This is a genomic window from Streptomyces sp. NPDC050418 (genome assembly GCF_044458745.1).
Lineage (GTDB): Bacteria > Actinomycetota > Actinomycetes > Streptomycetales > Streptomycetaceae > Streptomyces.
This window is the reverse complement of record NZ_JBITIG010000002.1, coordinates 601,427-620,779: the sequence shown is the minus strand read 5'-3', so window position 1 is coordinate 620,779 and position 19,353 is coordinate 601,427. Positions and strand designations below refer to the sequence as shown.

The following is a 19,353-nucleotide window of genomic DNA, read 5'->3' as shown; positions in this document are numbered from 1 at the left end:
CGCCCCAGGCGACGTATGCTGCCAGGAGCCGCCGAGGTCCGGCTCCGAAGCACAGGCAGTCGGCGGCATCGAGCAGGGCGGCATCGAGCAGGGAGAGTCATCGTGAAGGTCGGCTGCATCGGTTTGGGCGATATCGCGCAGAAGGCCTATCTGCCGGTCCTCACCACCCTGGCCGACGCGGAACTGCACCTGCAGACCCGCACCCCGGCCACCCTGCAGCAGGTCGGTGCCACGCACCACATCCCGGCCGAGCGCCTGCACACCGACCTCGACTCGCTGCTCGCCGTCGGTCTCGACGCGGCTTTCGTGCACGCGCCGACCGGCGTCCACCCCGAGATCGTGACGCGGCTCCTGGAAGCCGGTGTCGCCACCTATGTCGACAAGCCGCTCGCCTACGAACTGGCCGACTCGGAGCGTCTGGTGGAGCTCGCCGAGGAGCGCGGGGTCTCCCTCGCCGTCGGCTTCAACCGCCGTCACGCGCCCGGGTACGCGCAGTGCGTGGAGCACCCGCGTGAGCTGATCGTGCTGCAGAAGAACCGGGTGGGGCTGCCCGAGGACATCCGCACGATGGTGCTCGACGACTTCATCCACGTCGTCGACACCCTGCGCTTCCTCGTGCCCGGTCAGATCGACGACGTGACCGTGCGCGCCCGCGTCATCGACGGTCTGATGCACCACGTGGTGCTGCAGCTCGCCGGTGACGGGTTCACCGCGCTCGGGATCATGAACCGGCTGAGCGGTTCCACCGAGGAGATCCTGGAGGTCTCCGGACAGGACACCAAGCGCGAGGTCCGCAATCTCGCCGAGGTCGTCGACCACAAGGGCCAGCCGACGCTGCGCCGCCGCGGCGACTGGGTTCCGGTGGCGCGCCAGCGCGGCATCGAGCAGGTCGTGTACGGCTTCCTCGACGCGGTGCGCGCGGGCAAGGTGCTCAGCGCGCGGGACGCGCTGGCGACCCATGAGCTGTGCGAGCGGATCGTGGAGCGCGCGGCGCAGCAGGCCCTCTGAGGGCCCGTACGCCCTCGAACGCCAGCATGGCGGCGAGCACGGCGAGCGCCGCGTGGACCGCCCAGTCACCGAAGCGTACGAACGGCGTCGTGCCCGAGGTCAGCGCGATGTCGTACACCCCCGCGGCGCGCTCGTCGGTGCCGAGTGATTCTCCGATACGGGAGCCGTCGGCCGCGTACACCGCCGAGACGCCCGTGAGCGTGGCGTGCACCATGGGGCGGCCGTTCTCGGCGGCGCGCAGGGCCGCGAGCGAGGCGTGCTGCTCGGGCGCCCAGCTGTCCTGGAACGTGGACGTGGCCGACTGGGCGAGCAGCAACTGGGCGCCGCGACGGGTCAGTTGACGGCTCATGTCGGGGAACGCCGATTCGAAGCACACCAGCGGCCCGACCGTCCACGCCCCGCCGACCGGCATCACCACCGGAGCGGTACCGCGCCTGCGGTCCTCGCCTGCGGCCTCACCGACGGACGTGGCCCAGCCGAGCAGGGACCGCGCGGGCACGTACTCGCCGAACGGGACGAGCCGCATCTTGTCGTAGCGGTCGCCCGTCGGGCCGTCCGGGCCGACCAGGACCGAGGACTTGAAGATGCCGGGCTTGTCGGAGCGCCGGGCGTCCACGTTCACCAGAATTTCCGCGCCGACGTCACGTGACAGGCGGGCGATGCGGTCCGCGAGGTCGGGGCGGTCGGCCAGATCGAAACCGACGCTGCTCTCACCCCAGACGACCAGGTCGATATCACGGCCGACGAGGGTACGGGTGAGGGCCTCCTCGCGGGCGAAACGGCTGTCGCTCGCGCCCACGCCGTTGCCCGTGCCGGGCTGGACCAGCGCGACACGGATCCGCCCGGTCTCGTGGGGCCGGGGCGCCCAGGCCCACGCCGCGGTCGTGGCGACGACCGCCGCCGCGAGGGCCGCGACGGCGGGGAGCCGCGACGGCGGCGTGGCCACGAGGAGCGTCACGGCCGTGTTCACCGCGACGATCACCAGCGTCACGAGCCATACGCCGCCCACGGACGCGAGCCGCAGCGCCGGTTCCACCTGCCACTGGCTGGACCCGAGCAGACCCCAGGGACCGCCCAACCCCTCCCAGGACCGCACGAGTTCGACGATCAGCCAGGCCGACGGCAGGACGGCCAAGGCGGCCACGGCTCTTCTGCGTGAGGGCGTTCCGGCGAGCAGACGACGGACGAGCAGACCCCACGGCAGCCACAAGAGACCCAGCAGGGCCGCGATGACCACGGTGAACACATGGAGATTCGGCGCGAGCCAGTGGTGCATCGCGAGCATGAAGCCGGTGCCGCCCAGCCAGCCGTCCAGACCGGCCCGCCGGGCGCTCGGCGCCGACCGCAGAAGGAGCATCCACGGTACGAGCGCGACGTACGCGAGCCACCACCAGTTCGGCTCCGGGAACGCCAGGGCGGGCAGGGCCCCGGCCAGGAGCGCGGCTCCGGCCCGCCACCAGGGCGAGCGAAGCCGCCCTGCCCAGGCCTCCCGCACACCCGCGGACCTGCCCATACCGCGCCTCCCTCGCCCCCGGACGCCGGTTGATGCTCAGTGCTTCCAGTGTGCGCGTTCCGGACGATCCGGGACAGAGCGCGTGGAACCCGGGGGGTGGGTCGCCCTCGGGCTCAGTCGAGGCCCTCGCGGGTGGGCGGCTTCATGCGGCGCCACTTCTCGTGGACGACGAGGCTCGCGATGCGCCAACCCGCGTACGTACGCCGGAACGTGAACGAGTAACGCGCACCGCACTCCAGATCCGGCGGGCCGCCGTCGTCGCCCATCCGCATCGGGTTGTACATATCGGCCTGGGCGCCCGCCGTGTCGCCGGTGTCGCCGTCCAGGATGTCGAACCAGATCTTCCGGTTGACGATCAGATGCTGGCGCATCGCGAACAGCTGCAGCGTCTGCTCCAGCCACGCCGCCATCTCGCGCGCCGTACCCTCCTCGCCGCCGGAGGAGCTGTAGTCGGCCCGGCCGTCCGGGGTGAAGATCCCTGGATACGCGGACCAGTCGCCGTCGTCGACGATGTTGGCGTAATCGGTGATCAGGGAGTCGACGGCCAAGCGGTCCATCAGGTTCGCGAGATCCACACGCTGCGTCATCGGGTCAGTCTCGGGGGAAGGGGTGTCGTAGCCAAGAGGCGTGCAGGGATCAGCTGTTCGCCGGCGGGTCCGCCCAGGGATCGGACCGGGTCAGCACCTCGGCGAGCGGCCGTCCGGTGCGCTCGGCCACCAGCTGCCGCTCGCGGACCTCACGCATCGTACGAGGGCGGTAGCCGGGACCGTCGTTGCAGCACCCGCAGGCGGGGTGGAAGCGCAGCCCGGCATCGAGTACGACGGTCAGCGCCCGCCACGCGTCGGTGTCGGCGCGTGGCGGAACGGCCAGCTGCGCACCCGCGTTGACCAGCAGGTCGCCGCAGACCGGGCAGGGCGTTTCCTCGGTGCCGAGGTCGCGCTTGAAGCCGCGTCGGCAGGTGAGGCAGACGTGGTGGGTGCGTTGGGGCATGTAAGGACGGTAGGGGTTCAGGGGCCGAGCAGCCAGGCAATTACAGCCCGTCAGTCCCCTGAGCCGGCGGCCGCGCGCTGCCCGGCCGGACGTCGGCGCAGAGCCGCGTCCGTGAGGGACGGGGGCTGCCATACGCCGTCGGCGCGGTACAGGTCCGTGCCCGGTGCCACGATCTCGTCGATACGGTCGAGTGCGTCGTCGTAGAGGGTCAACTCGGCGCCCTTGAGCAGCCCGTGGAGCTGGTCCATCGTGCGCGGGCCGATGATCACGGACGTGACGGCCGGGTGCACGAGAGGGAAGGCGACGGCGAGTTCGGGCAGCGAGCAGCCGACGTCGTCCGCCAGCGCGACGAGGCGCTCGACCGCCTCGAACTTCGCGGCGTTGCCGGGCAGCGCGGGGTCGAAACGGTGCGGCGCGAGCTTGGCGCGGCCGGTCGTGAGGTCCACGGGCCGCCCCGCGCGCTGGGCGCCGGACAGGAAGCCGGAGGCGAGCGGCGACCACGTCAGCACGCCCATGCCCAGGCGCTGGGCGGTGGGCAGCACGGCCCGTTCGATGCCGCGCGCGAGCAGTGAGTACGGGGGCTGCTCGGTGCGCAGCCGCATCAGGCCGCGCCGCTCCGCCACGTGGTGTGCCTCGACGAGGTCCTCGGCCGGGAAGGTCGAGCAGCCGAACGCCCGGATCTTCCCGTCCCGCACCAGGTCGGTGAGGACGGACAGGGTCTCCTCGACGTCGGTGGTGTGGTCGGGCCGGTGCACCTGGTACAGGTCGATCCAGTCCGTACCGAGCCGGCGCAGGCTGTCCTCGACTGCCCGCACGATCCAGCGCCGTGAGTTGCCGCTGCGGTTGCGGCCCTCACCGAGCGGGAAGTGCACCTTCGTCGCCAGGACGACATCGTCGCGCCGGCCCTTGAGCGCCTTGCCGACGATCTCCTCGCTCTCGCCGGACGAGTACATGTCAGCGGTGTCCACGAAATTGATCCCGGCGTCCAGCGCGGCGTGGACGATGCGCGCACTGTCCTCGTGGTCCGCGTTCCCCACGGCGCCGAACATCATGGTCCCGAGGCAGTGGGTACTGACTTCGATGCCGGTCCTGCCGAGTACGCGGTAGCGCATGGTGGGGGCTCCGTCACTGGTGGGGAGGGGCTGGGGGCGCGAGTCTAGGAGTTGAAGTGCGCTCCAGCGCAAGCCCGGGCCGCGGCGTTCTGCCCGATGAGTTTCGCCAGGGCGACGGGTCTACCCAGTGGAACGCATCCCGTACCGAAGGAGACCGATCATGACCGCCACGTACACCTTCGACGTCTTCACCAGCCTCGACGGCTACGGGTCCGCCACGGGCGACTGGACCGGCTACTGGGGCAAGCAGGGGCCCGAGCTCCTCGACCGGCGGCTCGCCGTCTACGAGGAGGACCAGCGGATGGTCCTGGGCGCGCATACCTACAACCTCTTCGTCCGGATGCTCGCGGACACCGACAACACGGAGGTACGGGATCCCTGGGTGACGCGGATGGTCCACCTCCCGACCACGGTGATCTCCTCCACCCTGAAGGACCCGCTCGACCTACCCGACGCCACCGTCGAGCACGGCGACGCGATCGACGTCGTCAGCCGGCTCAAGCAGGAGTCCACGGTCCCCCTGCGCTCCCACGGCAGCCTGTCCCTCAACCGCGCCCTGCTCGCCGCAGGCCTCGTCGACCGCGTCCACGTCACGCTCTACCCGGTCATCACGGGCCGCTCCGGCGAGTCCCCGATCTTCGACGGCGCGGAGGACTTCGACCTGGAACTCCTGGAACAGCGCACGTTGGACAACCACATCCAGGAGCTGATCTACCGGCCGACGTTGCACTGACTGGACGTGGCCCTTGTTCAGGGCGTGGCGTGTCGCAAGAATCCTCGTTGTGCTCGATGGCGAACGGGGGGTTGAGGGACGCCATGCTGCGGATTCATTTCACCGGCAGCGACCTGGAGAACATACGTCTGGCCCGCCGCCCTGACCCTCTGTGGGAGATCGTCTGCAGCCTGTGCCGTCTGCAGGCGCGAGAAGGTCCGATCGCCTTCGATCCGTGGCGGCGTTTCGCCGGCGGGCTGCTGCGCCGACGCAGCAAGGCCCGCGAGGCGGCCTCCGCTCTGCGGAGTCTGGTGCCTCGTGCCGCCTATTTCCCCGACTTTCTCACCCCGCCGGCCGAGAACGGCACGCATGATCTTCGGATGGGCATCGAGCAGGTGCTCGCAACGCCTCGGCATCGTCTGCGCCGCGAGCTGGCGCAGCTCTCGGAGAGTGGTGAACGGCCCTGGGGAGCAGCCGAGTTGGCGCGCGGTGACCGTGCGGCGCTGACCGCGCTGGGCGAGAACCTCGCCACGTACCACGCGGAGTTCATCGCCCCGGTGTGGCCCCGTATCGGGGCGGCCGCGGCCGCGGATCTGGCCCTTCGCACCCGTGTCCTTGTGGAGGGCGGCTCCCGGGCGCTGTTGAACAGTCTGCGGCCGATGGCGGAATGGGAGCCGCCCGTGCTGACAGTCGACTATCCGGTCGAGCAGGATCTGCATCTGCAGGGCCGCGGCCTGCAGCTGGTCCCGTCGTACTTCTGCTGGCGGCGCCCCATCGCCCTGGCCGACGGCGAGCTGCAGCCGGTACTGATCTATCCGGTCGACAAGATCCCGCCGCCGTCGACAACTGCCCCCGTCGCGCTGACACGGTTGCTCGGGTCCACCCGCACCGCACTCCTGCACGAGGCCGCCACACTCGTCTGCGCCACTACTTCCGAACTGGCAGGCGCCACCGGGATGTCGCTGCCGACCGTCAGCCAGCAGCTGTCGGTGCTGCGAGAGAGCGGGCTCATCGCTTCGCAACGCGACGGCAAGTGCGTCCTGCACAGCGCAACCCCTCTGGGGCTTCAGCTTCTCGAAGGCCCTGCTGCGCCGGGCGCCGCACGACGTTTCGGCTGAGGCCGAAACCACGCGTGCCCCACTGCCACGCCACTGCATCCTGCTGCGGGAAGCGCAATCTGTGCACCGGGGAGTGTGTGATGCAGGGGGATGGGATGGCGCGCCGGACCTTGATCGTCCTGATCCTGTGGCCCCTGCTCCTCGCGGCCGGTTTCGGCGTGTATCTGTGGCAGGACGCGACGCTGAGCCGCGACGAATTGAGCGAGGTCGGCGTGGACGCGGCCCGGACGGGGGTGGCCGGGTGGTACACAGCCTTCCTTGACGGCTCCACCGGGCGCGACCAACTGCAGCAGGCACTGGAGGGGGCCGCGCAGCGGCAGGGTGTCCCCGTTCCGGTGCTGCGTCCCGCGGAGGTGTCGATGTTCCACGCCACGACGGAGTACAGAGGCGAAGACGACGTGCCCGTCGTGGCCCACGCGTACCAGGTGGCCCCTGACTCCGACTGGCAGCCCGGCGAGGGGCGCGACGACGAAGTCGACTGCTTGATCCTCGTGATCGCCGAGAACGGGGACGGCGCACCGTATCTCCCCTTCGAACCGTTCTGGTCCAAGGGGCTGTGCACGGACAGCCTCGAGGACATGGAACGCCCGGATTACGAAGAGCTGCTCCCGAAGGCCCTTCCGATCCTCAGGCCAGGCCCATGATCAGCCCGCCGACTCGCCCGCGTGCGGGCTGAGTACGCCCATGCTCACCAGAATGAAGAGCAGGATGCCGAGAGCGATGCGGTAGTAGACGAACGGCATGAAGGACTTTGTGGTGATGAACTTCATGAACCAGGCGATGACCGCATAGCCCACCACGAACGCGACAATCGTCGCGAAGATCGTCGGACCCCACGAGACATGCCCGCCCTCGCCCGCGTCCTTGAGTTCGAAGGCGCCCGAGGCCAGGACCGCGGGGATCGCCAGGAGGAAGGAGTAGCGGGCCGCTGCCTCGCGGGTGTAGCCCATGAGGAGGCCGCCGCTGATCGTGGCGCCCGAGCGGGAGACGCCGGGGATCAGGGCCATGGCCTGGCAGAAGCCGTAGATCAGGCCGTCCTTGACGTTCAGGTCCTTGAGCGTCTTGCGCTCGCGGACCGCCCGGTGGCGGCCGCCGATCTCGTCGCGGGCCGCCAGACGGTCGGCGATGCCGAGGACGATGCCCATCACGATCAAGGTCGTGGCGATCAGCCGCAGATCACGGAACGGACCCTCGATCTGGTCCTTGAGCGTGACGCCCAGTACCCCGATCGGGATCGAGCCCACGATCACCAGCCACCCCATCTGGGCGTCGTGGTCACTGCGCATCGACTTGTCGCGGAGTGAGCGGAACCACGCCGACAGGATGCGGGCGATGTCCTTGCGGAAGTAGATGAGGACCGCGGTCTCCGTACCGATCTGTGTGATCGCGGTGAAGGCCGCGCCCGGGTCCTCCCAGCCGGCGAAGGCGGCGGTCAGGCGCAGATGCGCGCTGGACGAGATCGGGAGGAACTCCGTGAGCCCCTGGACGAGTCCGAGGATCAGGGATTCGAACCAAGACATCTACTACGCCGTCCAAGTGCTGGGTTGATCAACCGATTGGCCCGTGCAGCGTAGCGTGCGGCGGTCAGTGGCCGCGGAGGCGGTGGCGCTTGCACCAGGCGACGATCGCTCCCGCCAGGCCGGTCACGGCGATGAAGCCCATCGCGATCAGGAACGCGGGTGACGTCGGTGTCGACGCCTGGCTGCCGGCGATGACGTACGCGGCGGTGTTGGGGATCGAGCCGACGCCCGTGGCGATCAGGAACGGCGCCCAGCGCATCCGGGACACCGCGGCGCAGTAGTTCGCCGCCCAGAACGGGACCCCGGGGAAGAGCCGCGCCGCGAGCATCGAACGGAAGCCGTGCCGGCTGAGCTGTCCGTCCACCGCGTGGACGATCTTGCCGCGAAGCAGCGGGCGCAGCGCCTCCTGGCCGAGTACGCGGCCGAGGCCGAAGGCGATACCGGCGCCCAGGACCGTACCGGCGAGTGCGCCGACGAGCCCGGCCTGCGAGCCGAAGAGGGCTCCGGCGGCCAGATTGAGCAGCGGGCGCGGGACGAAGGCGGCCGTGCACAGGCCGTAGGCGACGGCGAAGAGGACCACGGCCGCGGCGCCGCCGACCTGCGGCGGCCAGCCGTCCTGGAGCAGACGCTGCGGTTCGAAGAGGAGAACACAGCTGCCGGCGGTGACGAGGAGCAGCACCAGCAGACCGAGCCGGGACCACGGGGACAGCAGCGCCCTGCTGCAGCGCGCGGCGAACGCCCGGCGTCCGGCGGCGGGCCGGGCGAGCGCTGGGCTCGCCGCGGGGCGTGTGATGAGGTCCGACATTCGGGGAGACTAACCGACAACCCGCACTGATCGCCGTAGTCTGCGTCTCATCTGTTCGTCGGTTGTGTGTACAACGGAGGCATGGCCCCCACCGCTCCGGTCAGCGCGCTCGCCGATGACGTCATCGGGCGCCTCGTCCCCGCGTACGCCAAGAGTGCCGATCCGGTGAAAGCCGAGCGGATGGCCGCGTACATGAAAGAGGTCGTTCCCTTTCTCGGGATTCCCTCCGGGGAGCGCAGGGCGCTGTCGAAGGCCGTGCTCGACGGGCTGCCCCGGCCCGACGAGACGGATTGCGCCGCTGTGGCGCTGCGGGCCTGGGCGCTGCCCGAGCGCGAGTACCACTACTTCGCCGTGGACTATCTGCGGCGGTACGTGAGGCAGTGCTCGTCCGGTTTCCTGCCGGTCGCCCGGCACCTGGTCACCACCGTCTCGTGGTGGGACACCGTCGACGCACTCGCCGCCCACGTGGTCGGCGGCCTGGTGGCCGCGGACCCGGAGCTGAAGCGGGGCATGGACGCGTGGATCGAGGACGACGACCTGTGGGTGGCGCGGACGGCGCTGCTGCACCAGCTCCGCTACAAGGACGCGACCGACACCGAGCGTCTCTTCGGCTACTGCCTGCGCCGCGCCGGCCACCCCGATTTCTTCCTCCGCAAGGCCATCGGCTGGTGTCTGCGCGAGTACGCGAAGACGGACGCCGGGGCCGTACGGGACTTCGTGCTGCACAACGAGGAGCGCCTCGCGCCCTTGTCGGTGCGCGAGGCGCTCAAAAACGTCGGCCGCTAGGCCGGCCCGGTCCGGTCATGCCGGCCGGTCACGCCGGTCCGGTCACGCGGTCCCGTCGAGGACCTCCGAGACCGTCCCGGCGCCGACCGTCCGTCCGCCTTCGCGGATCGCGAAGCCGAGACCGGACTCCAGCGGTACGTCACGGCCCAGCTCGACCGTCATCGTGACGGTGTCCCCGGGCCGGGCGACCGCCGCCTCACCGAGGTCGACGTCACCGACGACGTCCGCGGTGCGGATGTAGAACTGCGGCCGGTAGCCGGTGGTGAGCGGTGTCGTACGGCCGCCTTCGCGGCCGGACAGCACATACACCTGCGCCCGGAAGCGCCGCGCCGGCTCGACGCTGCCCGGCGCGGCCACCACATGCCCGCGTCGGACCGCGTCGCGCGGCACACCGCGCAACAGCAGCGCCACGTTGTCGCCGGCCTGCGCCTCGTCCATCGGCTTGCCGAAGGTCTCCAGACCGGTGACGACCGACTCGACCTCCGCGCCGAGCACCTGCACGCGGTCGCCGACACGGACGGTGCCCCGCTCGACGGCGCCCGTGACGACCGTGCCGCGACCGGTGATCGTCAACACGTTCTCGACGGGCAGCAGGAACGGCGCGTCCACGTAGCGCTCCGGCATCGGGACGTAGGTGTCCACGGCGTCGAGCAGCGCCTCGATCGCGGCCGTCCAACGGGCGTCGCCCTCAAGGGCCTTGAGACCGGACACCGGCACGACCGGCACCGCGTCCCCGTCGTAGCCGTTCTGGGAGAGCAGGTCGCGGACCTCAAGTTCGACGAGCTCGATCAGCTCGGCGTCGCCCGCGTCGGCCTTGTTGAGGGCGACCACGATGTGGTCGACCCCGACCTGACGGGCGAGCAGCACGTGCTCCGAGGTCTGCGGCATGATCCCGTCCGTCGCGGAGACGACGAGGATCGCCCCGTCGAGCTGCGCGGCGCCCGTGACCATGTTCTTGACGTAGTCGGCGTGGCCGGGCATGTCGACATGCGCGTAGTGCCGGGTGTCGGTCTCGTACTCGACGTGCGCGATGTTGATGGTGATCCCGCGCGCGGCCTCCTCCGGGGCCTTGTCGATCCGGTCGAACGGAACGAAGGTGCCGCCGCCGCGCTCGGCGAGCACCTTGGTGATCGCGGCGGTGAGCGTGGTCTTGCCGTGGTCGACGTGACCCATGGTGCCGATGTTCAGGTGCGGCTTGGTCCGCACGTATGCCGTCTTGGGCATGGCTTGTCCTGGTCCTTCTGGAACTCCCCTGAGGTCAGGGGACGTTGACGGCCTTCCGCACCGGTTGCCGGCCGGCTTGCACAGGGCGGCGGAAGACGGGGACCCCTCGGATGACACCGACCCTCCCCCTCTGGGGTCCGCCGGAGTGTCCGGGGAGGGTCAGCTTCGGACGCCGTCGAAGGCGTCGACCAGAAGATCGGCAGCCGGGAAATCGGCTGCGGCGCAAACGGCAGCCAGGAAATCGGCAGCCCGAGCAGCGTCCGCGACTGCGGACGTGGCTGCGAAGGGGGTCTGCCGGAACATGCTGAGATCTTCTCCGGCGACCGCGCGCCAGTCCACCGAATTAGGGCCTGTCCGGCGGATCATGCCTGGGACGGGCCGGTCTGGCACGCCCATCTGCTGCGTTGTCGTCACTCGCCGACGCTCCGCGTCGACTCCCTCCTCCGCCTTGCACCTGGACGCACCAGACCGCCCCTCACCAGTCCGTACAAGGCGACGCAGACCGACGGCGGCATGATCCGCCGGACAGGCCCTAATCCGGGCGGGCCCGGCAGGCCGCCGGGATACTGCTCGACCATGGACGAAGTGAAGATCGTGGTCGCCCACGCCGACTGCACGACCCTGCGGGTCGGTGACGTGTTCCTCAAGGTAGACGCCGACCCGTCGCGCACCGACGCCGAGGTCGAGGCGCTGCGGCTCGCACCGGTGCCGACCCCGGAGGTCCTGTGGCGCAAGCCGCCGGTGCTCGCGCTCGCCGCACTCCCGGGCCGGGCCATCGCGCGGCTCGGCGAGCCGTCGACCGCGTCGCCCGAGGCATGGGCCGCGGCGGGCGCGGCCCTGCGCACCCTGCACGACGCACCGTTGCCGCCCCGCACGGGCAGGGCGGGTCGGAGCGTCGACACGCTGGTCGCGGAGCTCGACGCGGAGTGCGCGTGGCTCGTGTCGCACGACGTTCTTCCCGCGGACCTCGTCACCCGTAACCGGCAGGTCGCGGAGGCGGCGTTGCGGCCGTGGACGCCGGCGTTCACGCACGGCGACCTCCAGGTGGCGCATGTGTTCGTGGCCGGCGACGAGGTCACGGGGATCATCGACTGGACCGAGGCGGGACAGGGCGACGCGCTGTACGACGTCGCCACCCTGCTCCTCGCGCACCAGGAGCACTTCGACGACCTCATGGAGGGGTATGGCACCGGGGTCGACCTCGACGTGATCCACGCATGGTGGTCGTTGCGCAGCCTCCTCGGGGTGCGCTGGCTGATCGAGCACGGCTTCGATCCGTTCACGCCGGGTGGCGAGGTGGATGTGCTGAAGGCCAGGATGTGACCGGTCGCCGTTCGGTGTGACGGCGGCTCAGGCGGTCAACAGGCGCGCCCCCGCGCACAGTCCGTGCAGCAGATCCGCGCCCGAGCTGTGGCCGACGGCGAGCAGCGCGCTGAGCTCCCGCACCGGCACGGCGCCGTCTGCCGCCGTTGCCCGCAGCAGCTCCGCCACCTGAGGGATGCAGTGCCCGGCGGCCGCGTGCGCGAGCAGCGACGCCGAGACGAGGGTCGTACGGGACGGGGCGAGCGCGATCAGCGCCACCAGGGCCGGGAACCAACGCGGCCGGGGGAGTGCGGTGTTGGCGGCCAGGAGCAGGCCGCAGAGGAAGTCGTCACCGGACGGGGTGAGGCCCGGGCCGCGGCCCAGGAGTTCCATGCCGACTGCGCCCACGTTGTGTCCGTCGATCCCGGCGGCCAACGGTGCGACAGCGGCGGGCAGTTCACGCGGAGGGGTGAACCGTGCCAGAGCAGTCAGAGGAGTCGGAGCAGCCAGGGCCGCCGGCGCCTCGGCGACCGGAGTGGCCTGGACGCGGGGCGGCGCCCAGGACACCCCGGCCGCAAGGCGCAGCGGCCCCAACTCGACCCGTCCGCCCCCGATATGGGCGACGGCGCCGGGGGTGATCCCGGCGAAGGGCCGCTCACCGGCGGCCGCGGTGAGCACCACCGCCGCCGGGACACGTATCCCAGTGTGCGCCACCAGGGCGAAGGGCGGCGGCCCGGCGGGTGTGGGGTTCCTCTCGTCCGCGGGCGCAGGCGCAGACGCGTTCCCGTGGTCGGACTCGTCTCCGTACGAAACGGTCAACCCCCTTCCGTAAGGCAGCAGATAGACCGCCCTCCCAGCGGAGCCGACCACGCGCGCCCTTCGCCGAGGCCCGTGGATCAGGGGCTCGACGAGCGTGGACGGTGCGCAGGGGAGGGCGGCCGGGCTCACGGCGTACCGGACCCTGCCGCGACCGGCGTCCCCACCGGCACTGGCGTCCTCACCGTCACTGGCGTCCCCACCGGCACCGGCGTCGCCGCGAGCGCCTTGCGGAAGCACTCCAGCGGTGCGTGGGTGAGGCCCGCGCCGATCTGGCCGATGCCCGGTTCGCGGTGCGAGATTCCCGTCGTCACCACGGGCGCGATCCCCGTGTCGAGGACGGCGCGCACATCGATACCGACGGGTGCGCCCACCCCGCCGAGCGCCGGGAGGCGGTAGGCCTCGTGACGGGCGAGCGCGATCCGGGACATCTCGCGGCTCGTGGCCAGCGCCTCTTCCACGGTGCCGCCCACGAAGCCGGTGATCGCCGGGGCCGCGGCGAGCGAGAAGCCGCCGAGGCCGTAGGTCTCCGTGATCGCGCTGTCGCCGATGTCGGGGTTGGCGTCCTCGGGTCCGTATCCCGCGAAGTACAGGCCGCGGACCTGCGTCGCGGGCGCCGTGAACCAGGCCCCGCCCAGGCCGCTGACGCGGATGCCGACCTCGACACCGTTGCGGGCGAACGCGGTGACCAGCGTGGAGTGCTCCACTCCGTGCGCCGCGGACGTGGCGAGTTTCGCGGCGGCCATCGAGAAGTTCAGGAACCAGTAGTGATTGCCGGAGAGGAAGCGCAGCACCTCGCGTGCATGTGCCGACCCGCTGAGTTCCGCGGCCAGTTCGCGCAGGAGCAGGGCCGAGGCGGCCGTGTTGCGGCTGTGGCACTCGTCGCCCATCTGCAGCGCCTGTGCGGTGATGGCCCGCAGGTCCACGCCCTCGCCGCGCTCCTTGAGGGCGGCGGACAGCGCGGGCGCGAGGACCGTGCCCATCCAGCGCAGCCGCGCCATCACGTCGTCGCCGAGCGCGCCATAGCGCAGACAGCGGCCCGCGCCCTCATTGAGGTTGGAGTACGCGCGCCGCCCCGACGCCGCGTCCTCGACCTCGAGAAGCGGCATGGACGGCGAGATGATCCCGCCCATCGGGCCCACGGCCTCGTGGTGGTGGCACGGCTCGAACTCCAACGCGCCACTGTCCGCGAGCCGTTCGGCCGCCGCGGGGGAGTCCGCCCAGCCCTCCAGGAGCGCCGCGCCGATGACGCCCGCGCGCATCGGGCCGCACATGTCGGGCCAGGCGATCGGCGGCCCGGCGTGCAGCAGCAGCCGGCGCCCGCTCGTCCGGTCGTCGAGCGCGGGCAGCGCCCCGCGGGCGGGCAGCACCCGGGTCCACACGGGACGCACGGCGAGCAGCCGGGCCACGGCCTCCCGGTTGGCGGCCTCGACGGCCGGGTGCCCGGTGAGCTCGGCCAGGCGCCACGCGAGTTCCGGCTCGCCCGCGGCCGGTGGACGCCAGTCGAGCGCGGTGACTTCGGCACCGCCCGTGCGGGGCACGTCGGCGAAGTCGGGCACCCCGACCGCGGCGATGCGGACCGGGTCCCCACCGAGCAGCGGCGAAGCGGTCGTTGCGGTCATACGGCGCCTCCCGCGGCGGTCAGTTCCCCGGCGCGCTCGTGCCCGGGGGAAGGCAGCAGCGCCACCGCGTACTCGATGGCATCGGTACTCGTCGGCGCGAGCAGGACGCCCGCTTCGCGCAGCCGCGCCTCCTGGGCATCCCGGCCCTGCGGATCCGCGGTGGTACCGACCACGAACCCGACGACCGGCGGCCGCTGACCCGCGGGCACCCGGTCGAGCTCCGCCGCGAGGGCCGCGACGGGATCGGCTCCCGCGCCGTGTCCGAGCACCACGTCGAGGACGATGACGGCGGTACGCGGGTCGTCGAGTGCGGCCCGCAGATGCGCGGCCCGTACGGTCGGGTCGATCATCGGGTGCGGGCGGCCCGCGGTGTACGCGTCATCGCCCAGGTCGAGGATCAGATCGCGGCCGGGCAGCCGGATGGCGGCCCCACCGGTCGCACTGGCCCCACCGGCCGCACCCGCGTTGCTCTCGGTCGCCGTCACCGCGTCGGGCACCAACTGCCTCGCCTCGTACGCGAAGGTGCCGCCCGCGTACAGCGCCCGCAGCAAGTCGCCGGAGGTGGCGGGGAGGTGGGGGCGCTCGAACACGACGGGCGTTCTTCCGCCGAGGATTCCGACCGCGGCGGCCGCGGCGTCCCGCAGCGTCCCGGCCACCGTGACCCGGCCGCCCGCGTGCGCGCGGGTCCCGTCGAGGAAGCAGGCCACGACCGGCTTGCCCGCCCGCCCGGCCCGCGCGAGCACCCGCTCGGCGACCTCCGGCGCCGGCGGCTTCGAGACGAGGACGATCAGCGCGCAGCCGGGATCGGCGTCGAGCAGCTCCAGCGCGTCCAGCGTCGTGATGCCGCCGACGTCGGCGCTCAGGTCACGGCCGCCCGTGCCGATCATCTGCCGTACGCCCTCGCCGTACGCGTCGAGCAGACAGGACACCTGCTGAAGTCCCGTGCCCGAGGCGCCGATCAGGCCGATCCGGCCGGGGCGCAGCACGTTCGCGAAGCCCAGCGGCACCCCGTCGAGGACGGCCGTGCCGCAGTCGGGGCCCATGGCGAGCAGGCCCGCGCGGTGGGCCTCCTGTTTGATACGGATCTCCTGGTCGAGGGGAACGTTGTCGCTGAACACGAAGGCGTGCATGCCGCAACGCAGCGCCTTGAGCGCCTCGGCGGCCGCGTACGGACCGGGCGTCGAGATCAGCGCGAGCGTCGTGGCGGGGTCGGCCTCGGTGAGGGCGCGGGCGGTGGGCGCTTCGGGGGTGCCGTGGGAGGCGGCGTCCGGCTCGGCGAGCAGACCGTCCACGGCGGCGAGCGCGTCGTCGACCGCGGCGGCGTCGGCGCGGATCGCCACGATGAGGTCGTTGGGCCCGGCCTCGGCGGAGGCTTCGGTGAGCAGTCCGGCGTCGGCGAGGAGGCGCAGATTCGCCTCGGTGGCCATCACCAGGGAGGCGGCGGCCACACCGGGCCGCTCGCCGAGTTGTCGTGCGGCTCTCATCAGGGCTACGGAATCGGCATAGGTGTCGCGGCGCAGGGAGTTGACGGTGCGCACTGTGCGGCTGTCGGGGGCAGTGTCGTCCGTGGCTTGCTCCATGACCCGACGGTACGGTCCGCACCCCCGGGGTCCGCTTCGGCGACAGATGCCAGCAGCGCGGCCGGGATCGCTGGCACCGGCTGACAGTGTCGCGGACCGCGGCGGCGGCGAACATTCCGGGACACCCGCATCCGTGCTCCCCGTCCCCGCTGCCGAGCGACGAAGAGGTGTCCCAGGATGGACAGCCCACCACCGCGTATGGACCAGCCCGCGAACCGGGCCCGACGGGCCGCCGAGGCCACGGAGGACTTCGCCTCCGACCGGCTGCCGCCCGACGAACGCCGCTCCACCCTGTCGATCACCCTGGTCCGGATGGGCTTCACGGTGTCGGCGACCGACCTTCTGTACGGCATGTCGCTCGGCCTGTTCTTCCCGTTCTGGACGGGCGTCCTCATCGCCGTCGGCTCGTCGCTCGTGGTGAGCGTCGTGTCGATCCTGTGCGGCCTGATCGGCCAGCGCGAGCGCATCACCACGGCGCTCGGCCTCAAGGCGGCCTTCGGACGCGGCGGCAGCCGGCTGCCGTCCCTCGTCATCGCACTTCTGTCCGCCGGGTTCGTCGGCTACAGCACCGGCATCACCGCCGGTGTGCTGCCCGGCGGCAAGGACCCCTGGCTGGGCCTCGTCTACTGCGTGGTCCTCAGCGCCATGTACACGGCCCTGTCCATCGTCGGCTTCGGCAAGGGCCTGACCTGGGTCGGCCGGATCAGTGTCCCGCTGATGCTGGTCACCGTCGTGATCGCGGTGATCGCCGCGATCAACCACGCGGGCGGCATCGGCGAGATCGTGAACGCGACACCGGCGCGCGCCGGTGAGGCCACCGCGCTCGCCCTGTTCGCGCTCGGGGTCAACAAGTGGATGACCGGAGCGACGGTCACCCCCGACATCACCCGCTTCGGCAAGTCCAGGTCGACCGTCTACACCACGACGATCGCCGAGTTCATGGTCGGCAACTTCGGCTTCAACATGCTCGGCATCCTGCTCGGACTCGGGGTGCGCGAGGCCGACATGGGCGAGGCCTTCGGGATCGTCGGGGTCGGCGCGCTCGCCACCTTCGCGATCTTCGTGCAGGGCTTCCCGCACGAGGTGAACAACATGTACGCGGCGTCCCTCGCGGGCCGTACCGCCGTCGATCTGCCGCGGATCGCCGTCAACGTCATCGCCGGCGTCCTGGCCTGCGGCCTCGCGTACTACGGACTCAGCGCGGGCATCCTCGACGCCTTCCTGACCTACCTCGGCTATCTCGGCTACGCCATCCCGCTCATCCCCGGCATCCTCGCCGCGGACTACTTCCTGCTCAGGCGAGGCCGCTACGACCTCTCCGAAACTGCCGTCGCCGCCGTCAACTGGCGTGCCGTGACCGCGTACTTCGCGGGACTCGGCATCAACCTGATCCTCGGCTTCGGCTTCGACGACAAGCTCTGGCACACGCTGCCCCTGACCGGGGCGATCCTGTACCTGCTGTTCTCGCTGCCGCAGTGGCGCGCCGCGCGGCAGACGGCCGCGGCCCCCGTGCTCACCGAAGGCGCGCGCTGAGCAACCTGTGGGCGTGCACCGCCAGTTCGGTCTGCAGCCGGCGCATCGGATCCTTGTCCGGTGCGCCGGTCAGCTTCTCGATCTGCTTCAGGCGGTAGCGCAGCGTGTTGTAGTGCACGTGCAGCTCCTCGGCGGCGTCCACCCCGTTGCGGTCGCGCTGCAGATAGACGCTGAGGCTGTGCACCAGGCTGCTGTCGTGCCGGGCGTCGTGCTCGATCAGCGGCCCGAGCGTCTCGGCGACCAGGGCGCGCAGCTCCGTGTCAGGCAGTTGGTTCAGGAGCCGGTACACACCGCACTCCTCGTACAGCCGCGTGAACGAGCCCTCGATCCCTTCGAGTTCGCGTCCCAGCGCGAGCGCGGAGAGCGCCTCGCCGTGCGAGAGATGAAGTTCCACGAAGTCGGCGCGCACGGTTCCCGCGGCGACCGCGACCGTGTGTGAGGGGCAGGCGGCGGCGACCGCGCGGTGCAGGGCCGCACACGTGCGGCGCAGTGAGGAGCCGGGTTCGGCGAGCACCGTCATACCGCCCGGGGTGCCCCAGGCCGGCGTCTGTGCGCCGAGCGCCGTACGGGCCGCGGAGAGCAGCCGCTCCTCGGTGACCGGTGCGGTCCGCGCGCCCGGCGCGGCGCTCACCTCGACGACCACGGTGGCGCGTTCGCGCTCCAGGTCCCAGCCGAGCGCCGCCGCGCGCCGCGCCGCCTCCGCGCGGTCGCCCGGCGGGTGCGAGACGAGGGCGGTGAGCAGCAGAGTGCGGTAGCGGCGCTCGCGCTCGGCGAGGGCGCGCTCCTGCACCAGGAGCATGGTCGCCAGGCTCGCCACGTGCTCGACGGCCAGGGCGAGTTCGGCCTCGCTCGTACGGGACTCCGCACCCCACAGCGCCACCTCGACGCGCGTGCGGCCACCCACGGTGATCGGGCGGGTGACGGTGGGCGGGGTGGGCGGAGCGTCGCCGTGGGCCGGCGCGCTGCCGCCCGCCGCGTCCGCGCCGACCGCGCGGATGGCCGCGGGGCAGCCGGTCTCGCGCGAGAGCAGCGCGATGAGCTCGCGCTGGGAACCGCCGCTGAGCACGGCCTGCGAGAGCCGTTCGCGCAGCGCCTGGGTGCGCTCGAGGCTGAGCGCCTGACGGTTCAGGACCGTGCCGATGACCTCGGACAGGATGTCGTTGAGCATCACCTCGCCGGGCAACTCCACGATGGGGAAGGCGAGTTCATCGGCACATCGCAGCATGGACGCGGGCAGCACCGGCAGATACGGGCCCACCTTGACGCCGAGCGCGGCGAGCCCGCGCCGCGCCATCTCGGGCACGAGTGCGGCCAGCGCCCGCTCGTCGTCCCGTACCGCGTAGGCCGTGGTGAGCAGGAACTCGCCGCCGCGCATCCAGCGGACGATGTCCGGCACTTCCATGATGTTGGCGACCCTGATCGGATGCAGCGCACCCGCGTGCCCCGCGACCAGGCGGGCGCCCGCGAGGGCGGGCAGCTCCAGCGCCTGCGCCACGGTCAGGGCCGCGGCGGGGGCGGTGCGTCGGGCGAGCGCTGGGGAACCGGCCACGCTGGCCACTATGAGTGCGGGGCCATGGACTGTAAACGGCGCGGACAGAAGACTGTATACGATTTTTTTGGGCGGGCCTTTACGAGGAGTTGGTCTCGCGCATCCGTGATCGAGGCCCTGAAGGCCACACTGTCAGCAGGCGTCAACAAGCCCCGTCCGCTAC

General features: G+C 71.6%; 19 protein-coding genes. 7 read left to right on the top strand and 12 right to left on the bottom strand.

All coding sequences use genetic code 11. The annotated features are described in order from the left end of the window. The first annotated feature begins 102 nt into the window (after window positions 1-102). Window positions 103-1,008, top strand: coding sequence for a Gfo/Idh/MocA family protein (locus ACIBI4_RS07125; RefSeq protein WP_399202604.1), 906 nt, complete (start codon window positions 103-105; stop codon window positions 1,006-1,008). Here the strand turns inward: ACIBI4_RS07125 and lnt are convergent. From lnt to ACIBI4_RS07105, 4 genes are all read right to left on the bottom strand, one after another. Further along, window positions 932-2,521, bottom strand: coding sequence for an apolipoprotein N-acyltransferase (lnt, locus tag ACIBI4_RS07120; protein ID WP_399202603.1), 1,590 nt, complete (start codon window positions 2,519-2,521; stop codon window positions 932-934). The two genes, ACIBI4_RS07125 and lnt, sit on opposite strands and share 77 nt — an antisense overlap. 113 nt (window positions 2,522-2,634) lie before the next feature. Continuing rightward, entirely contained in the window at window positions 2,635-3,108 is a 474-nt protein-coding gene (locus ACIBI4_RS07115) for a nuclear transport factor 2 family protein (protein ID WP_399202602.1), read from the bottom strand. A gap of 49 nt (window positions 3,109-3,157) precedes the next feature. After that, complete coding sequence (locus tag ACIBI4_RS07110) at window positions 3,158-3,511, bottom strand: deoxyxylulose-5-phosphate synthase (protein ID WP_399202601.1); 354 nt, start codon at window positions 3,509-3,511, stop codon at window positions 3,158-3,160. A gap of 50 nt (window positions 3,512-3,561) precedes the next feature. Further along, window positions 3,562-4,623 (bottom strand): aldo/keto reductase, encoded by a 1,062-nt coding sequence (locus ACIBI4_RS07105; RefSeq protein ID WP_399202600.1) that lies wholly within the window; start codon window positions 4,621-4,623, stop codon window positions 3,562-3,564. Window positions 4,624-4,783: 160 nt separating this feature from the next. Here ACIBI4_RS07105 and ACIBI4_RS07100 point away from each other — a divergent pair, with 160 nt between their 5' ends. From ACIBI4_RS07100 to ACIBI4_RS07090, 3 genes are all read left to right on the top strand, one after another. After that, window positions 4,784-5,356, top strand: a complete 573-nt coding sequence (locus ACIBI4_RS07100; RefSeq protein ID WP_399202599.1) for a dihydrofolate reductase family protein — start codon at window positions 4,784-4,786, stop codon at window positions 5,354-5,356. 83 nt (window positions 5,357-5,439) lie between these two features. Then, the gene (locus tag ACIBI4_RS07095; RefSeq protein WP_399202598.1) at window positions 5,440-6,453 is read left to right on the top strand and encodes a DUF5937 family protein; all 1,014 of its coding nucleotides are present in this window, start codon (window positions 5,440-5,442) and stop codon (window positions 6,451-6,453) included. 95 nt (window positions 6,454-6,548) lie between these two features. After that, window positions 6,549-7,097 carry a hypothetical protein gene (locus ACIBI4_RS07090; RefSeq protein WP_399202597.1) on the top strand — a complete coding sequence of 183 codons (549 nt, stop codon included), beginning with the start codon at window positions 6,549-6,551 and terminating at the stop codon, window positions 7,095-7,097. Here ACIBI4_RS07090 and ACIBI4_RS07085 read toward each other — a convergent pair whose 3' ends face one another. Next, the gene (locus ACIBI4_RS07085) at window positions 7,098-7,973 is read right to left on the bottom strand and encodes an undecaprenyl-diphosphate phosphatase (RefSeq protein WP_399202596.1); all 876 of its coding nucleotides are present in this window, start codon (window positions 7,971-7,973) and stop codon (window positions 7,098-7,100) included. It abuts the gene before it with no gap. A 64-nt stretch (window positions 7,974-8,037) separates the two neighbouring features. Beyond that, window positions 8,038-8,778: a TVP38/TMEM64 family protein gene (locus ACIBI4_RS07080; protein WP_399202594.1), complete on the bottom strand. Its 741-nt coding sequence runs from the start codon at window positions 8,776-8,778 to the stop codon at window positions 8,038-8,040. 81 nt (window positions 8,779-8,859) lie between these two features. Here ACIBI4_RS07080 and ACIBI4_RS07075 point away from each other — a divergent pair, with 81 nt between their 5' ends. Then, on the top strand, window positions 8,860-9,564 hold the full coding sequence (locus ACIBI4_RS07075; protein WP_399202593.1) for a DNA alkylation repair protein: 705 nt from the start codon (window positions 8,860-8,862) through the stop codon (window positions 9,562-9,564). A gap of 42 nt (window positions 9,565-9,606) precedes the next feature. On the opposite strand, the gene tuf is transcribed toward ACIBI4_RS07075, so the two are convergent. Both tuf and ACIBI4_RS07065 read right to left on the bottom strand, forming a co-directional pair. Continuing rightward, a complete protein-coding gene (gene tuf, locus ACIBI4_RS07070; RefSeq protein WP_399202592.1) occupies window positions 9,607-10,788 on the bottom strand; it encodes an elongation factor Tu in 1,182 nt (393 codons plus the stop codon). Between the two features lie 159 nt (window positions 10,789-10,947). After that, the gene (locus ACIBI4_RS07065; protein WP_399202591.1) at window positions 10,948-11,202 is read right to left on the bottom strand and encodes a hypothetical protein; all 255 of its coding nucleotides are present in this window, start codon (window positions 11,200-11,202) and stop codon (window positions 10,948-10,950) included. 162 nt (window positions 11,203-11,364) lie between these two features. Here ACIBI4_RS07065 and ACIBI4_RS07060 point away from each other — a divergent pair, with 162 nt between their 5' ends. Further along, window positions 11,365-12,111 carry a phosphotransferase family protein gene (locus ACIBI4_RS07060; RefSeq protein ID WP_399202590.1) on the top strand — a complete coding sequence of 249 codons (747 nt, stop codon included), beginning with the start codon at window positions 11,365-11,367 and terminating at the stop codon, window positions 12,109-12,111. A 27-nt stretch (window positions 12,112-12,138) separates the two neighbouring features. Here the strand turns inward: ACIBI4_RS07060 and ACIBI4_RS07055 are convergent, their stop codons facing one another. From ACIBI4_RS07055 to fdrA, 3 genes are all read right to left on the bottom strand, one after another. After that, window positions 12,139-12,804 carry a DUF2877 domain-containing protein gene (locus ACIBI4_RS07055; RefSeq protein ID WP_399202589.1) on the bottom strand — a complete coding sequence of 222 codons (666 nt, stop codon included), beginning with the start codon at window positions 12,802-12,804 and terminating at the stop codon, window positions 12,139-12,141. 230 nt (window positions 12,805-13,034) lie between these two features. Further along, a complete protein-coding gene (locus ACIBI4_RS07050) occupies window positions 13,035-14,528 on the bottom strand; it encodes a DUF1116 domain-containing protein (RefSeq protein WP_399202588.1) in 1,494 nt (497 codons plus the stop codon). After that, window positions 14,525-16,108: an acyl-CoA synthetase FdrA gene (gene fdrA / locus ACIBI4_RS07045; RefSeq protein ID WP_399202587.1), complete on the bottom strand. Its 1,584-nt coding sequence runs from the start codon at window positions 16,106-16,108 to the stop codon at window positions 14,525-14,527. The genes ACIBI4_RS07050 and fdrA overlap by 4 nt, the downstream gene beginning before the upstream one ends. A gap of 177 nt (window positions 16,109-16,285) precedes the next feature. Between fdrA and ACIBI4_RS07040 the strand changes: the two genes are divergently transcribed. Continuing rightward, window positions 16,286-17,641, top strand: a complete 1,356-nt coding sequence (locus ACIBI4_RS07040; RefSeq protein WP_399202586.1) for a purine-cytosine permease family protein — start codon at window positions 16,286-16,288, stop codon at window positions 17,639-17,641. Here the strand turns inward: ACIBI4_RS07040 and ACIBI4_RS07035 are convergent. Continuing rightward, complete coding sequence (locus ACIBI4_RS07035) at window positions 17,622-19,190, bottom strand: PucR family transcriptional regulator (RefSeq protein ID WP_399202585.1); 1,569 nt, start codon at window positions 19,188-19,190, stop codon at window positions 17,622-17,624. The genes ACIBI4_RS07040 and ACIBI4_RS07035 overlap by 20 nt on opposite strands. Between the last annotated feature and the right edge of the window lie 163 nt (window positions 19,191-19,353).

Coding starts and splice junctions, on each gene's coding strand:
- lnt (WP_399202603.1), bottom strand. CDS start 2,521: ATGGGCAGGTCCGCGGGTGTGCGGGAGGCCTGGGCAGGGCGGCTTCGC.
- ACIBI4_RS07115 (WP_399202602.1), bottom strand. CDS start 3,108: ATGACGCAGCGTGTGGATCTCGCGAACCTGATGGACCGCTTGGCCGTC.
- ACIBI4_RS07110 (WP_399202601.1), bottom strand. CDS start 3,511: ATGCCCCAACGCACCCACCACGTCTGCCTCACCTGCCGACGCGGCTTC.
- ACIBI4_RS07105 (WP_399202600.1), bottom strand. CDS start 4,623: ATGCGCTACCGCGTACTCGGCAGGACCGGCATCGAAGTCAGTACCCAC.
- ACIBI4_RS07100 (WP_399202599.1), top strand. CDS start 4,784: ATGACCGCCACGTACACCTTCGACGTCTTCACCAGCCTCGACGGCTAC.
- ACIBI4_RS07095 (WP_399202598.1), top strand. CDS start 5,440: ATGCTGCGGATTCATTTCACCGGCAGCGACCTGGAGAACATACGTCTG.
- ACIBI4_RS07090 (WP_399202597.1), top strand. CDS start 6,549: ATGGCGCGCCGGACCTTGATCGTCCTGATCCTGTGGCCCCTGCTCCTC.
- ACIBI4_RS07085 (WP_399202596.1), bottom strand. CDS start 7,973: ATGTCTTGGTTCGAATCCCTGATCCTCGGACTCGTCCAGGGGCTCACG.
- ACIBI4_RS07080 (WP_399202594.1), bottom strand. CDS start 8,778: ATGTCGGACCTCATCACACGCCCCGCGGCGAGCCCAGCGCTCGCCCGG.
- ACIBI4_RS07075 (WP_399202593.1), top strand. CDS start 8,860: ATGGCCCCCACCGCTCCGGTCAGCGCGCTCGCCGATGACGTCATCGGG.
- tuf (WP_399202592.1), bottom strand. CDS start 10,788: ATGCCCAAGACGGCATACGTGCGGACCAAGCCGCACCTGAACATCGGC.
- ACIBI4_RS07060 (WP_399202590.1), top strand. CDS start 11,365: ATGGACGAAGTGAAGATCGTGGTCGCCCACGCCGACTGCACGACCCTG.
- ACIBI4_RS07050 (WP_399202588.1), bottom strand. CDS start 14,528: ATGACCGCAACGACCGCTTCGCCGCTGCTCGGTGGGGACCCGGTCCGC.
- fdrA (WP_399202587.1), bottom strand. CDS start 16,108: ATGGAGCAAGCCACGGACGACACTGCCCCCGACAGCCGCACAGTGCGC.
- ACIBI4_RS07040 (WP_399202586.1), top strand. CDS start 16,286: ATGGACAGCCCACCACCGCGTATGGACCAGCCCGCGAACCGGGCCCGA.